The sequence below is a fragment of the Paenirhodobacter enshiensis genome (assembly GCF_000740785.1).
GTDB lineage: Bacteria > Pseudomonadota > Alphaproteobacteria > Rhodobacterales > Rhodobacteraceae > Rhodobacter > Rhodobacter enshiensis.
Genome location: NZ_JFZB01000020.1, coordinates 50,703 through 65,152, shown reverse-complemented (window position 1 = coordinate 65,152; position 14,450 = coordinate 50,703). Strand labels below are relative to the sequence as shown.

The following is a 14,450-nucleotide window of genomic DNA, read 5'->3' as shown; positions in this document are numbered from 1 at the left end:
GAGGTGCCATATCCATGAGGTGCTAAATCTGGAATGGGCCTCTCGGGATGTCATGTCCTGGGGGGCTTTTCAGTTTTCTGCCGTATCGTGCCTCCTGTTGTTGAACGTGCCTCGGGGTTCAGTCCTTCCGGCCCCATCTTGCGTGGAGCGCGGGAAGTTCGGAAATCAGCCAGTCCTCGAAGCCGCGGTCTAGCTTCTTCTCGAACTGCAGGGTCAGCCGGCCGGCCTTGCGCTCGATCCGGGCGAGGGGGATGCCGTTTTCAGAGCGAACCATCTCAGGGGCGGCCTTCTGGCGTGGGGCGGCGGTGGGGCGGGGGCCACGCGCGCGGCGCAACGCTTCCTCGAACCGGCTGTCCGATGGCCCTCCCACGGTATTCACCAGGGCAACGATCTCATCGGTGTCGAGCGCGCTCGCCTCGATCGCGTCGGCGAGCGCAAGCCAGCGGTCGCGCCCGACCGAAGGCGCCGCGCCGATTGCCACGATCAGCGCTTCGGGAACCCGGTCGGTGACCGACAACAGACGTGAAATCAACGTCTTGTCCATGCTCAGCGTGTCGCCGACGATCTTGCGGTCATAGCCGGCAGCAGTCATCTGGCGGGCGAAATTCGCCTTCTCGATGAAGCTCAGATCGCGGCGCGCGGTGTTTTCCTGACCCTGCGCCAGCAACAGGTCCCGGTCGTCGAGCTGGCGCAGCAGCGCCTTGACCGGCCGGCCGAGTTCGCGCAACGCAAGCACCCGGCGCCGGCCGTAGACGATCTGATACCGCCCTTCCTCGGTCGGGTGAGGGCGCACCAGAACCGGCACCTGCTGGCCGTATTCGGCGATCGAGTCGCGCAGCGCCGCGTCCTCGGCATCGTCGCTGTCGAGCCGGTCCTGCATCCCGCCCGCGTCGATCAGCGTCGGGTCGATCTCGATCAGCGCGCGGGCCTGCAGATCGGCGACCGAGCGCGAGATGGCCCCGATGGCCCCCTTGGAAAACCGCGGCCGGCCGGGATCGAGCGGCGATTCGGATGCGTGTTCGGGCGCAGCCGATGCGCCCGTCATCAACCCGTCGAGCAGGTGTTTGCGTGCCATCAGCGGGCCTCCTTATGCACCGGGGTGCGGCCCCAGGCTTCCTGGATCAGATCCTCGATCTCGCCGTTGACCGCGTTCAGGCTTTCCATCGCGCGCTCGTAAGTGCTTCTGGTAAAAGCAGATTTCTCGATCTCATAGAGGGTCTGCTTGGTGATCCCGGCGTCCGAGATGGCGGTGGATTTCAGCACCGCGTTGTTCAGCACATGGTCGCCGAACAGGCTGCGCATGAAGCTGACCATCTGGTTTTGCGGCCCGTCTCCGGGCTCGTATCGGGTGACCACGTAGCGCAGCCAGTCGTAATCCATGTTGCCGCCCGCATCCGCCACCACCCCCAGAAGGTTCGAGGTCATCAGCAGGAACTGGCACATCGACATCACGTCGAGCATCTGCGGATGCACCGTCACCAGCACCGCCGTTGCCGCCGACAGGGCCGCCATCGTGATGAATCCAAGCTGCGGCGGGCAGTCCATGATGACCAGATCGTAATCCGCTTCGACCTCGGCGAGCTTTTCGGAGATCCGGGTAAAGAACATCTGGCCCGAGCGTCCGGAGAGGACGCGCGGCGTGTCATGCTCGAACTCCATCAGGTCGAGATTGCCGGGAATCAGGTCGAGATTGGTGAAATAGGTGCGCCGGATGACCGAGGCGAGGGGCACCGGATCCTCGTAGCGAATCGCGTCGTAAAGCGTGCCGCCGTCGAGCAGATCGAACTCGGGCTGAAAACCGTGCAGCGCCGACAGAGAGGCCTGCGGGTCGAGGTCGATCGCCAGAACGCGATAACCGTCGAGCGCGCATTTCTGCGCCAGATGCGCCGCCGTCGTGGTCTTGCCCGAGCCGCCCTTGAAGTTGATGACGGTGATAACCTGCAGATGGTCGCGGCTGCCATCCGCATGGGTGCGCCGGCCGGGCAGATAGGTCCCGGGCGTTTTTGCCCCGGATTCCAGCAGCTTGCGCAGCTCCATGATATCGTCTGGCGTATAGAGGCGGCGCCCGCCGGGCCCGGTTTCGGGCTGCGGGCCGCGCCCGTCGAGGCTGAGCTTGCGCAGATAGGCGTCCTTCACCCCCAGAAGATCGGCGACCTCGCCCGAGGTGAACCGGCGCAACTGCTTGTGCGCATCGGGTGGAAACAGCTGCGCGCGATGGGCCAGAAGCCGCTCTGAAAGCTTCGCCGCATGGTCTCCGACCAGCCGGTCGATCCGGTGTTCTGCCATCTGTGCTGCCCTCTGCCGCCGCCGCGTTTGTTACGCTGTTTGGCGATTATTTCACTGTTGTGCGTAAATGAATGCGACAGATTGGCGAGTCTGGCAAGCGATTCTGCGCGTGCAGGGCGTGGGCGGCGGGTGCGACGGCTGCGGGGCAGGGGCACATTAGCGCCCCGAACCGGCCGCGGCGAGGCTATTTCAGCGCGCCCTTCTCCCGCACCAGATGCGACAGCAGATCCTGCGCCGGTGCGCTCAGCGGTTCGTTGCGGCGGTGAAACGCCAGAATGGCGATGGGCGGCATGTCGACGATCGGGCGCGAGACCACGCCTTGCATCGCATATTCCCGCGCGGTCATCGCATCCACGATCCCGACCCCGCCGCAGGCCCGCACCATGTCGCAGACATTGGCGCAAAACGGCACCACGCAGGCCGGATCGTAACTCAGCCCCTGCGCCTCGAAGGCGGCGCGGATCGTCGCGCCCATCGGCGACCAGTCCGCATTGTAGCACACCAGAGGATGCGCCGCGATCATCGCGCAGAACAGCTCGCGCTCGCGCGCGAGCGGGTGGCCCTGACCCAGCACCGCGACCAGAGAACTGTTGCCGATGCCATGCGACTGGAATTCGGCCTTCGGCGGAAAGGCCATCTGCAGGCCGATGTCGGCGGTGCCGCGGCGCAGGTCTTCTTCGGGCGAGTTCACCCGCAGGATCAGCCGCCGCTTCCAGTTCATGTAGCCCGCCCGCTTCAGGATCGGGCCGAGGAACCCCTCGACCAGCGCCGGCGTTGCCGAAATCGCGACCGGGCGGGCGGCCTGATTGCGCAGCGCGGGCAGACGCTCGCGCACCTGGGCGTAGGTGCTGAAGATCGGGGCGGACAGCGCGAACAGCTCGTTCGCCTCGCGCGTCGGTTCCAGCCGGTTGCCGCTGCGGTGAAACAGCGAGATGCCCAGATTCGCCTCAAGCCGTTTCAGCTGCGCGCTGACGCCGGGTTGCGAAATCCCCAGCAGCCGCGCCGTTTCCGTCGTGGTGCCCACCCGCATCAGCGTGCCGAACAGTTCCATCTCGCGCAGGTTCATTATCAGCATCCTGATAGTAACACGTTTATTTATTATTATTCCTCGAAGTCGCGCCTGTCTAACCTTTCCGTCAGACGACAGCCGGCATTCCGATCGGCGTCGCGCATCGCACAACAGGCGAGGATGGAACGACAATGACCAGACTGACTTTCCGCGCGTTGCTTCTGGCAAGCACGCTGAGCTGCGCCGCCTTCGGCGCTCAGGCCGAGACCCTGCGCGTCGCGATGGGCTACGATCCCGTCAGCCTCGACCCGATCGCGACGAGCGACAACGGCTCGATCTGGACGCAGCTGTTGATCTTCGACACGCTGGTGCGCCCCGACGCGAGCGGCGAAAAGCTGGAACCCGGCCTCGCCGAAAGCTGGACGGTTTCGGACGACGGGCTGACGATCAGCTTCGCGCTGCGCGATGCGAAATTCTCCGACGGCACGCCGGTGACGGCCGAGGACGTGAAATTCTCGATCGAGCGGGCGGCGTCCAAGGAATCGAGCTGGGGCCGGTTCTACCGCCCGATCACCAGCTTCGACATTCCCGATCCGCATCACATCGTGATGCACCTCGCCCAGCCGTTCACCCCGGCGTTCAACAACCTCGCGCTGTTCGCCGCCGCGATCCTGCCCAAGGCCCAGGTCGAGGCGAAGGGCGCCGCCTTCTTCGATGCCCCGGTGGGCTCCGGCCCGTTCGTGCTCAGGCAATGGACCCGCGGCGCCTCGATCGAGCTGACGAAGAACCCCTATTACTGGCAGAAGGGCAAGCCCGCGGTCGACGAGGCGGTGCTTGAGGTGGTCACCGAGCCCTCGGCCCGCGTCATCAAGCTGGAGGCGGGCGAGGTGGATGTCGCGCTCGATCCGCCGCTCAACCAGCTCAAGGAGCTGAAGGCGAAACCCGGCATCACCACCGGCGAGGTCATTCCCTACCGGGCCGATTTCGTGCAGCTGAATACGCGCTACGCGCCGCTCGGCAACGAGAAGGTGCGTCAGGCGCTGAACTACGCCATCGACAAGAGCGCGCTGATCAAGGGCGTGCTCTATGGCGAGGGCAAGCCCGCCGCCTCGGCGATGCCGGTGATGGCCTATGCCGACCCGGATCTGAAGCCTTATCCCTACGATCCGGCGAAGGCGAAGGCGCTTTTGGCCGAAGCGGGCTATCCCGACGGGTTCGAGGCCGAGATGCTGGTCAACTCGGGCATCGCGACGCAGCGCAACACCGCCATCGCGCTGCAGGCGATGCTTGCCCAGGTCGGTGTGAAGCTGAAGATCCAGATGCTGGAAAACGGCACGCAATGGTCGACGACGAAAGCCGGCAACTATCAGATGTCGCTCAGCTACGCGACTTCGGACACGATCGACCCCGATCAGATCATCGGCTTCGTCGCCGTCAACCCCGAGCGCGCCAACGCCTATCACACCGAATGGAAGAACGAGCGGCTGAACGAACTCTACGCTCAGGAGCGCCAGACGGTGAACGGCCCGGAACGCGGCGCGATGTTCAGGGAGATGATCCAGATCCTGCATGACGGCGCGCCGTTCATCTATCTGTATCACCCCGCGACCGCCTGGGCGGAGAAGGATTACGTCAAGGGCTTTTCGGTCCTGCCGACGTCGAACTTCCGGCTCGAAGACGTGACGATCCAGAAGTGAGTTCCCCTGCCGGCGCGTGCCTCCCGGTCGCGCCGGTCCTCTGGCCCGCCCCTTTCTTCACGGGGGCGGGCACTTTTCCTGCGATCCCGGACGGTTCATGATACAGGTCATTCTCAAGCGGCTTCTCATGCTGATCCCGGTTCTGATCGGGATCACGCTGATCGGCTTCATGCTGTTGCAGGTGATGCCGGGCGATCCGGCCTCGCGCGCGATGGGCACCCGCGCCAGCCCCGAAGAGCTTGCCGCGATGCGCCGGCTCTGGGGTCTCGATCAACCCCTTTGGGTGCAATACCTTTACTTCCTGCGCGACTGCGTGACCGGCAGTTTCGGCGTGTCGATCTTCCACAAGGTGCCGGTGATTGCGCTGGTGGCGGAACGGCTGCCCTTCACCCTCGGCATCGTCGCCTATTCGACGCTGATCGCGCTGGTCGTGGCGCTGCCCTTCGCGATCCTCGCCGCGCTGAAGCGGGGCACGGCGGTGGACGGGGCGATCCGTCAGGTCTTCGTCGCGCTGATCGCGATGCCGCCGTTCTGGCTGTGCTATGTGCTGATCCTGTGGCTGGCGCTCGGTCAGGGGTGGTTTCCGACGGGCGGCGTGGGGCAGGGGGTTGTTCAGAACATCTACCGGCTGTTCCTGCCCGCGCTGGTGGTCGGGCTGTCGACCGCGGCCCTGATCCAGCAAAGCCTGCGCGCCGCGCTGATCGACACGCTCAAGGCCGATTACGTCGACACCGCCCGCGCCAAGGGCCTGACCGGGGCGCAGGTGTTCTTGCGCCACGTGCTGCCCAACAGCCTGATCTCGACGATCTCGATCATCGGCGTGCGGGTCAGCTGGATCATCGGCGGCACCGTGGTGGTCGAGAAGATCTTCTCGGTCCCCGGCCTTGGAAGCCTGCTGATCGACGCCATCGTCGCGCGCGATCTGCCGGTGATCCGCGGGCTGACGGTGTTCTTCGCCATCCTCGTGGTGATCGTGAACCTGATCACCGACATCTGTTACGCGCTGGCCGATCCGCGCGTGCGACTGGAGTAAGCCCTTGCTTGTCCTGAAAAACCTGTTGCGCAGCCGGGCGGGTGCCGTGGGCGTGGCGATGCTCGCCCTGATGCTTGCGGGCGCGGCGCTGGTGCCGGTGCTGTCTCCGTGGGACGGATATGCGCTCGATTTCGGCGCGGCGATGCAGCCGCCCTCGCTCAGCCACTGGTTCGGCACCGACAATTTCGGCCGCGATATTCTGACCCGCGTGCTGACCGGCGCGCTCTTCGATCTGCGCATCGCGGTGATCTGCGTGTTCGGCCCGATGGCCTTCGGCACGCTCGTCGGTCTGGTCGCGGGCTATTTCGGCGGCCGGGTCGATGCGGCGCTGATGCGGCTGACGGATGTGGTCTGGGCGTTTCCGTTCTACGTGCTGGTCCTCGCCATCGTCGGCGTTCTGGGCCCGAGCGAGGCGAACCTCTACATCGCCTTCTTCGTGGTGAACTGGATCGGCTATGCCCGCATCGTGCGCGGCGAGACCATCCTGATCGCCCGCCTCGAATATATCGAGGCGACGCGGGTCCTGCGCTTCGGCACGTTCCGGGTGCTGTTGCGCCACATCCTGCCCAATGCCGTCACCCCGGCGCTGGTCTATGCGATGTCGGATGTGGTGCTGACGGTGCAGGCGGTGGCGGCGCTGTCGTTCTTCGGCCTCGGCGTGCAGCCGCCGGCGCCCGAATGGGGCATCCTGATCGTCGAAAGCATTGATTACATGCGTGAAGCGCCGTGGATGACGCTGTTTCCCGGCCTCGCCATCGTGTGGATCGGCATCGCCTTCTCGCTGATGGGCGAGGGGCTGTCGACCGCCCTCAAGCCGAAGGGATAAGCCATGAGCCTGCTGTCCATCCGCGACCTGCGCACCGAATTCACCACCCCCGCCGGGATCGTGCGCGCGGTCGATGGCGTCGGCTTCGACGTCGCCCCGGGCGAGATCTTCGGCATCGTCGGCGAATCCGGCTGCGGCAAGTCGGCCACGTGCCGCTCGATCCTGCGGCTGTTCGGCGGCGCGCCGGCGCGTGTCGCGGGCGGTCAGATCCTGCTCGACGGCGTGGGCGACCTGGCCGCGATGCCCGAACGCGCGATGGCGCGGGTGCGTGGGCGCGATGTCGCCTTCATCTTCCAGGATCCGCTGACCGCGCTGAATCCGACGATGCGCATCGGCCGCCAGATCGCCGAGGTGATCGTGCGTCACCGCAAGATCGGCCGCGCCGAGGCCCGCGCCGCCGCGCTCGATCTCTTGCGCGACGTGCAGGTGACCTCGCCCGAGCGCCGCCTCGACGCCTATCCGCACGAGCTGTCGGGCGGGCTGCGTCAGCGGGTGGTGATCGCGATGGCGCTGGCGCTCAGCCCGCGGCTGATCATCGCCGACGAGCCGACGACCGCCCTCGACGTCACCGTTCAGGACCAGATCCTGCGCCTGTTGCGCGCGCGCCGCGACAGCGCGGGGACGGCGATCATCCTGATCACCCATGACCTCGGCGTGGTGTCGCAGGTCTGCGACCGGGTGGCGGTGATGTATGCCGGCCGCATCGTCGAGACCGGCCCGGTGCGCGAGGTGCTGGACCGCCCGGCGCACCCCTACACCCGCGCGCTGATCGCCGCCTTGCCGGGGCAGGCCGCGCGCGACGCCGATCTCACCCCGATCGAGGGCAGCCCGCCCGGCCTGATCGCGCCGCCGCCCGGCTGCCGGTTCGCGCCGCGCTGCCGCCTCGCCCGGCCGGACTGCGCCCTGGGCGCGCCGCCCGCGTTGCGCGCCCGCACGCCCGGCCATCTCGATGCCTGCATCCTGTCGGAGGTTCCCGATGTCCTTGCTTGAATTCTCGGGCGTCGCGCGCCGCTTTCCGCTGCGGCGCAGCCTCGCCGACCGGCTGGCGCGTCGTCCGGCCGCCGCCCTTCATGCCGTGCGCGGCGTCGATCTGGCCGTCGAAAAGGGCGAGATCCTCGGTATCGTCGGCGAATCCGGCTGCGGGAAAAGCACGCTCGCCCGGATCGGCGTCGGGCTGCAACCGGCGAACGCGGGCGAGGTCCGTTTCGAGGGCGCGCCGCTTGCCGGCCCCGACCCGCGCGGCCGCATCCAGATGGTGTTTCAGGACCCCTATTCCTCGCTCGACCCGCGCATGACCATCGGCGCGCAGCTTCTGGAGGTCGTCGGCCATTACCGCCCGGGGCTGAGCGCGGCGGAGCGCAAGGCCGCCGTCGCCTCGGTGCTTCAGGCCGTCAGCCTGCCCGCCGAAATCGCGGCGCGCTTCCCGCACGCGCTCTCGGGCGGGCAGCGTCAGCGCGTCTCGATCGCCCGCGCGCTGTGCCCCGAGCCCGAGGTTCTGGTGGCGGACGAGCCGGTCTCGGCGCTCGATGCCTCGGTTCAGGCGCAGATCATCAACCTGTTGCGCCGGCTGAACCGCGAGCGCGGCCTGACCATCGTGTTCATCAGCCATGACATGAACGTGGTGCGTTACCTGTGCGACCGGGTGGCGGTGATGTATCTGGGCGAGATCGTCGAGCTGAACGACAGCGCCCGGCTGTTCGCGGCCCCCGCCCATCCCTACACCCGCGCCCTGATCGCGGCGGTGCCCGATCTGCGCGCCCCGGCCGCGGGTGGCGCCCCGATCCGCGGCGAAGTGCCCGATCCCTTCGCCGTCATCCCCGGCTGCCGCTTCGCGCCGCGCTGTCCGCTTGCCGATACCGCCTGCGCGGCGGTGCAGGCGCTCCATCCGGTGCCGCCCGCGGGGCTGGTGCGCTGCTGCAAGGCCTGAACCCCGAAACCGCCCGAGAATTTCCGAAAACGAAAGCGATATCATGTTCTTCCCTGACTCCCCCGACTGGACCCAGCGTTGCGAGGCCCTGGTTCAGCGCCTGATCGGACGGTTCAGCCCCGAGGGGCTCGACCCGGCCGCCTTCGGTCTGGTGGCGCTGCGCGAAGGGGCGAGCCCCGCGGGGTTCGCGCATCGCGGCGACTGGCGCTGTTACCCGTGCAGTCTGGTCAAGGCGTTCCACCTCGTCCATGTGCTCAACCGCATCGAGGCCGGCGCCATCGCCGAGCATGACGATCTGATCCGCGCGATGCACGACATGATCACCTGGTCGTCGAACACCGCGACGAATTACATCATCGACCTGATCACCGGCACCACCGGCGACACGCTGCTCGATCCGGCGGAATTCGCTGAGTGGCGCGACCGGCGCGAGGGGCTGAACCGCTTCTTCCTGGCGCTCGGCTGGGGCGAATTCGCGGGCTGCAACATCACGCAAAAGCTGATGGACGACACCCGTTACGGCCGCGAGGCGCAATATGCCGGCCGCGACGGGCATTACCTGAACGCGCTGACGCCCTTGGCCGCCGCGCGGCTGTTTTCCGAGCTGTTCACCGGCGCGGTGCCGCTTTCCGACGGCGCGCGCGCCCGCGCTCAGGCGCATCTGCTGCGCGACCGGGCGTCGGAAAACGCCGCGCTGCCGCATTTCCAGGTGGCCGATTACCTCGGCGGCGGAATGCCCCCCGAGGCCACGATCTGGAGCAAGGCCGGCCGCAATTCCTGGACCGGCGATCCGCGCGCGTCCTACTACAAGCACGACCTGATCCGCGTCGCGATGCCGGGGCAGGCGCCGGTGACGCTGTGCCTGATGACGCAGGGCAAGACGATCTGCGAGGACCGGCCGGACCTGTTCCCGCAGATCGGCGCCGAGATCGCGGCGGCGCTTCTCGACTGAGCCGTTCAGGCGCCCGGCGGGCCGTCTGCCGGGCGCTCATGGCGAAACAGCCGCGCGATCTGGCGGCCGATGTCCTCGGGGCTCAGCCGCCCGGCGCGATACCAGCCCGAGACATTGTTCAGAAGCGTCAGCAGCAGCAGCCGATAAACGTCGCGGTCGATGTCGTCGGCCAGCGGAAGATCGGCGATCAGCCGGGCATAGATCGCCTCGATCGCGTCGCGCTGCGGCACCAGCCGGGCGCGGACCTCGGCGGGCAGGACGCGCATCTCGTTCATCATCGGCATGGTCAGCGACTGCGGATCGAGCTGGATTTCCAGCATCGTGACACAGGCGAGGGTCAGCCGCTCCCACGGGTCGCTTGCCCCGGCAATGGCCGCGGTCAGACGGCGCGCACCCATCCGCAGCGCGATCTCGTGGATGCGCACGAACAGCTCTTCCTTCGAGCGGATGTAGTAGTAAAGCGAGCCCCCGAGCAGCCCGACCTTCTCGCCGATGTCGCGCACCGATGTCGCGGCATAACCCTTTTCGGCAAACAGGGCGGCGGCGGCCTCCAGCACTTCGCGGTGCCGTTCGGTGATCTCCTCATCGCCGAGGTCCAGCCGGTAATCAGCGGAAATCGCATGGGATTCCGGGGAAGGCCCCGGGGAAGGGCGGGGGGGCTTGGTCATCGGCGTCTCTCCGGGTTCGGGCCCCTGTGTAGCCTGTCGCGGCCGAAAGCGGAACCCGGCGCGGAAATAGTGTTTGTAAAATGTAACGAGCGTTTGGTAGGCTCCGAGTCGCGGAGCGCCGTGAGGAGACGGCACCGCCCGGGGAGGACAGATGACAGACATTCGCAAGGCCGTCGTGATCGGCGCCGGCGTCATGGGTGCGGGCATCGCCGCGCATCTCGCCAATGCCGGCACCGAGGTGGTGCTTCTCGACATAGACGCCGAGCGCGCCCGCGCCGGCATCGCCCGCCAGCTCGCCGCCGGCGGCTTCATGCAGGCCGATTTCGCCGCCCGCGTGCGGCCCGGCGCGACCGATGACGACATCGGCCTGATCGCGGATGCCGACTGGATCGTCGAGGCAGTGGCGGAGCGGCTGGACATCAAGCAGGGCCTCTATCGTGCGATCGAGGCGCGGCGCCGGCCGGGCTCCATCGTGTCATCGAACACCTCGACGATCCCACTCGCGGCGCTGGTGGCGGGCCTGCCCGAGACCTTCGCGCGCGATTTTCTCATCACGCATTTCTTCAACCCGCCGCGGCGGATGCGGCTTCTGGAGCTGGTCTCCGGCCCGGTGACGCGCGCCGATGCGGTGGCGACGCTGGCGCAGTTCGGCGCGGTGTCGCTTGGCAAGCAGGTGGTGCGCTGCAACGACACGCCGGGCTTCATCGCCAACCGGATCGGCAATTACTGGATGGTGCTGGCGCAGAACGAGGCCATCGCGCGCGGTCTGGCGCCCGAGGATGCCGATGCCGTCCTCGGCCGTCCGTTCGGCATTCCGCCCACGGGCATCTTCGGGCTGCTCGATCTGGTCGGGATCGACCTGATGCCGATGGTGCTGCGCTCGTTGCAGGCGGCGCTGCCGGCGACGGACCCGATCAATGCCTGCGAGGCGGAACCGGCGCTGATCGCGCAGATGATCGCGGCCGGCCGCACCGGGCGCAAGGCGGGGGCGGGGTTCACCCGGCTCTCGGCCGACCGGCGCAGCCGCGAGACGCTGGATCTGACGACCGGCGCCTATCGCCCGGCGCGCCCGGCGGCCACCCTGCCCGCAAGCGATCCGCGCGCGTTGATGGACAGCGACACGCCGCTTGGCGCCTATGCGGCCGCGGTGATGGTGCGCACGCTCGGCTATGCCGCCGCGCTCGTCCCCGAGATCGCCGATACCCCCGATGCCGTCGATGCCGCGATGCGCACCGGCTACGGCTGGCGCGAGGGGCCGTTCGAGATGATCGACCGCCTCGGCGCCGGCTGGCTGGCGGAGCGTCTGTCGGGGCATCTGGACACCGTGCCGCCCTATCTGCGCCTCGCCGCGACGGCGGGCGGGTTCTACGGCACCGAGGCCGGGCGCCGCACCGTTCTGTTGCCCGACGGGCAGCGCCGCGCGCTTGCCCTCCCCGAGGGCGAGATCACGCTTGCCGCGCTGTCGCTCGCCCGTCCGCCCGTCGCCCGCTGGGAGGCGGGGGCGCTGTGGGATCTGGGCGAGGGCGTCGCGGGGTTCGAGATCCGCAGCAAGGCGAATGCCATCGGCGAAACGGTTCTCGATGCGATCGGGGCCGCGCTCGACCGGGTGGGGGGCGATTTCGCGGCGCTGGTGATCGGCTCGGATGCGGCGGCGTTCAGCGTCGGCGCGGATCTGCGCGCGGTGCTGGCGATGGCCGACGATCCGGCGCAGGTCCGGGATTTCATCGCGCGCGGTCAGAACGTGCTGATGCGGCTGCGTCAGGCGCCCGTGCCGGTGGTCGCGGCGGCGGCCGGCCCCGCCCTTGGCGGCGGCTGCGAGATCTGCCTGCATTCGGATGCCGTTCAGGCCCATGCCGAGCTGTCGATGGGCCTTGTCGAGGCGAAGGTCGGGCTGGTTCCGGCCTGGGGCGGCAGCACGACGGTGTTGCACCGCACCGGCGACGCCGCGCAGGCGCTGCGCCTGCTGATCGGGGCGCAGGCCTCGGGCAGCGCCTTCGGGGCGCGTCCGGTGCTGTTGCGCCCGACCGACGCCATCACCATGAACCGCGACCGGCTGCTTGCCGATGCGCGCGCCCGCGCGCTGGCCCTCGTGCCGGGCTACCGCCCGCCGGCCGCATCCGCGCCCCTGCCCGCGACAGAGCGGGGCGCGCTGCAAACCGTGCTCGACGGGCTGGAGCTTGCCCCCCACGACCGCCGCATCGGCGCGGCACTGATCGACATTCTCGCACCCGGCGGCTCGGAGGAGGAGCTGCGGGCGCGCGAACGCGAGGCCTTCGTCGGGCTGATCGCGATGCCCGCCACGCGCGAGCGGATGCAGCACATGCTCGCCACCGGCAAGCCGCTGCGCAACTGAGAATTGCATAAGGGAGGAGACCCCATGCTTGGACAGATGATGACCACGCCGTTGCTGATTTCGGCGATCCTGCGGCACGCCGAGGCCTTTCACGGCGATGCCGAGATCGTCTCGCGCAGCGTCGAGGGCCCGGTGCACCGCTACACCTATGCCGAGATGGCCGGGCGCGCGAAGCAGGTGGCGAATGCGCTCGCCGGGCTGGGGCTTGCCCCGGGCGACCGGGTGGGCACGCTGGCGTGGAACGGCTATCGCCATGTCGAACTCTATTACGGCGTCTCGGGGGCGGGGATGGTGTGCCACACCATCAACCCGCGCCTGTTCCAAGACCAGATCGAGTTCATCATCCGCGATGCCGGCGACAAGGTGCTGTTCGCCGATCTGACCTTCGTGCCGATCCTCGAAAGCCTGGCCGAGACGCTGCGCGGCCTGAAGGCGGTGGTGATCCTGACCGACCGGGCGCATATGCCGGCCTCGGACAAGCTCGATCTGATCTGTTACGAAGAGCTGATCGGCGCCGCGCCGGCATCCTTCGACTGGCCCGAGATCGACGAGAACACCGCCTCGGGGCTGTGCTATACCTCGGGCACCTCGGGGGCGCCGAAGGGGGTGCTTTACAGCCACCGCTCCAGCGTGCTGCACGCGATGTCCTCGGCGATGCCGGACGTGCTGGGGATCTCGGCGCGCGATACGATCTGCCCGGTGGTGCCGATGTTCCACGTCAACGCCTGGGGCATCCCCTATTCGGCGCTGATCACCGGTGCGAAACTGGTGCTGCCGGGGGCGAAGCTCGACGGTGCCAGCCTGCACGAGCTGTTCGAAACCGAGGGCGTCACCGTCACCGCGGGCGTGCCCACGGTGTGGATGGGGCTGCTCGACTGGATCGACGCGCATGGGGCGCATTTCACCACGCTGCGTCAGGCGGTGATCGGCGGATCCGCCCCGGCGCCGGCGCTGATCACGCGCTTCGGCGACAAGGGGGTGACGGTGCGCCAGGCCTGGGGCATGACCGAGACAAGCCCGATCGGGCTGACCTGCACCCTCAAGCCGCGCCACGACGCCCTGCCCGAGCCCGAGCGCCTCGCCCTTCAGGCGAAGCAGGGCCGCCCGGTCTTCGGCATGGAATTCCGCATCGAGGGCCCGGACGGCCAGGAGGTTCCGCGCGACGGCACCAGCTGCGGCGCGATGCTGGTGCGCGGCCCCTGGGTGGCCGCGTCCTACTTCAACGCCGAACCCGGGGCGGCGCATCAGGGCGGCTGGTTCGACACCGGCGACGTGGTGACGATGGACGCCGACGGCTATGTCCAGATCGTCGACCGCACCAAGGATGTGGTGAAATCGGGCGGCGAATGGATCAGCTCGATCGAACTCGAGAACATCGCCCAGGCCCATCCCGCGATTCAGGAAGCCGCCGTCGTCGCCCGCCCCGATCCGAAATGGAGCGAGCGCCCCGTCCTCGTCGTGCAGCTGCGCCCCGGCGCCACGCTCACCCGCGGCGAGATGCAGGCCTTCTACGCCGACAAGACCTCGAAATGGAGCATCCCGGACGATGTGGTGATCGTCGACGCGCTGCCCCATACCGCGACGGGCAAGTTGCTGAAGATGAAGATCCGCGACATGGTGCGCGAGCGCTTCGCCGAGAAGGAGGGCGAGGGGATCTTCGGCTGACCCCACGCGCCCCGGCGCCCTCCGCTTCCCGCGC

At 68.1% G+C, this 14,450-nt stretch carries 12 protein-coding genes; 8 read left to right on the top strand and 4 right to left on the bottom strand.

Annotation, left to right across the window (positions count from 1 at the left end):
* Positions 1 to 118: 118 nt before the first annotated feature.
* The 3 genes from repB to CG50_RS10785 all read right to left on the bottom strand — a co-directional run bounded on the left by repB (position 119) and on the right by CG50_RS10785 (position 3,352).
* Positions 119 to 1,075, bottom strand: coding sequence for a plasmid partitioning protein RepB (gene repB / locus CG50_RS10795; RefSeq protein ID WP_036638105.1), 957 nt, complete (start codon positions 1,073 to 1,075; stop codon positions 119 to 121).
* Positions 1,075 to 2,286 carry a plasmid partitioning protein RepA gene (gene repA, locus CG50_RS10790; protein WP_036638103.1) on the bottom strand — a complete coding sequence of 404 codons (1,212 nt, stop codon included), beginning with the start codon at positions 2,284 to 2,286 and terminating at the stop codon, positions 1,075 to 1,077. Before repA ends, repB begins: the two co-directional genes overlap by 1 nt.
* 184 nt (positions 2,287 to 2,470) lie before the next feature.
* Entirely contained in the window at positions 2,471 to 3,352 is an 882-nt protein-coding gene (locus CG50_RS10785) for a LysR family transcriptional regulator (protein WP_036638101.1), read from the bottom strand.
* A gap of 134 nt (positions 3,353 to 3,486) precedes the next feature.
* Between CG50_RS10785 and CG50_RS10780 the strand changes: the two genes are divergently transcribed.
* The 6 genes from CG50_RS10780 to CG50_RS10755 all read left to right on the top strand — a co-directional run bounded on the left by CG50_RS10780 (position 3,487) and on the right by CG50_RS10755 (position 9,730).
* On the top strand, positions 3,487 to 4,992 hold the full coding sequence (locus tag CG50_RS10780) for an ABC transporter substrate-binding protein (protein WP_036638098.1): 1,506 nt from the start codon (positions 3,487 to 3,489) through the stop codon (positions 4,990 to 4,992).
* Positions 4,993 to 5,089: 97 nt separating this feature from the next.
* Entirely contained in the window at positions 5,090 to 6,025 is a 936-nt protein-coding gene (locus tag CG50_RS10775; RefSeq protein WP_036638096.1) for an ABC transporter permease, read from the top strand.
* Positions 6,026 to 6,029: 4 nt separating this feature from the next.
* Complete coding sequence (locus CG50_RS10770) at positions 6,030 to 6,851, top strand: ABC transporter permease (RefSeq protein ID WP_036638094.1); 822 nt, start codon at positions 6,030 to 6,032, stop codon at positions 6,849 to 6,851.
* A gap of 3 nt (positions 6,852 to 6,854) precedes the next feature.
* Positions 6,855 to 7,841 (top strand): ABC transporter ATP-binding protein, encoded by a 987-nt coding sequence (locus CG50_RS10765; RefSeq protein ID WP_036638089.1) that lies wholly within the window; start codon positions 6,855 to 6,857, stop codon positions 7,839 to 7,841.
* Entirely contained in the window at positions 7,828 to 8,778 is a 951-nt protein-coding gene (locus CG50_RS10760; protein ID WP_036638087.1) for an ABC transporter ATP-binding protein, read from the top strand. The genes CG50_RS10765 and CG50_RS10760 overlap by 14 nt, the downstream gene beginning before the upstream one ends.
* A gap of 43 nt (positions 8,779 to 8,821) precedes the next feature.
* Positions 8,822 to 9,730, top strand: coding sequence for a serine hydrolase (locus CG50_RS10755; protein WP_036638084.1), 909 nt, complete (start codon positions 8,822 to 8,824; stop codon positions 9,728 to 9,730).
* Between the two features lie 5 nt (positions 9,731 to 9,735).
* On the opposite strand, the gene CG50_RS10750 is transcribed toward CG50_RS10755, so the two are convergent.
* Positions 9,736 to 10,398, bottom strand: a complete 663-nt coding sequence (locus CG50_RS10750) for a TetR/AcrR family transcriptional regulator (RefSeq protein WP_081880387.1) — start codon at positions 10,396 to 10,398, stop codon at positions 9,736 to 9,738.
* Between the two features lie 151 nt (positions 10,399 to 10,549).
* On the opposite strand from CG50_RS10750, the gene CG50_RS10745 reads away from it, so the two are divergent.
* Complete coding sequence (locus tag CG50_RS10745) at positions 10,550 to 12,751, top strand: 3-hydroxyacyl-CoA dehydrogenase/enoyl-CoA hydratase family protein (RefSeq protein WP_036638081.1); 2,202 nt, start codon at positions 10,550 to 10,552, stop codon at positions 12,749 to 12,751.
* A 24-nt stretch (positions 12,752 to 12,775) separates the two neighbouring features.
* The gene (locus CG50_RS10740) at positions 12,776 to 14,416 is read left to right on the top strand and encodes a long-chain-fatty-acid--CoA ligase (RefSeq protein ID WP_036638079.1); all 1,641 of its coding nucleotides are present in this window, start codon (positions 12,776 to 12,778) and stop codon (positions 14,414 to 14,416) included.
* The last annotated feature ends 34 nt before the right edge of the window (positions 14,417 to 14,450 follow it).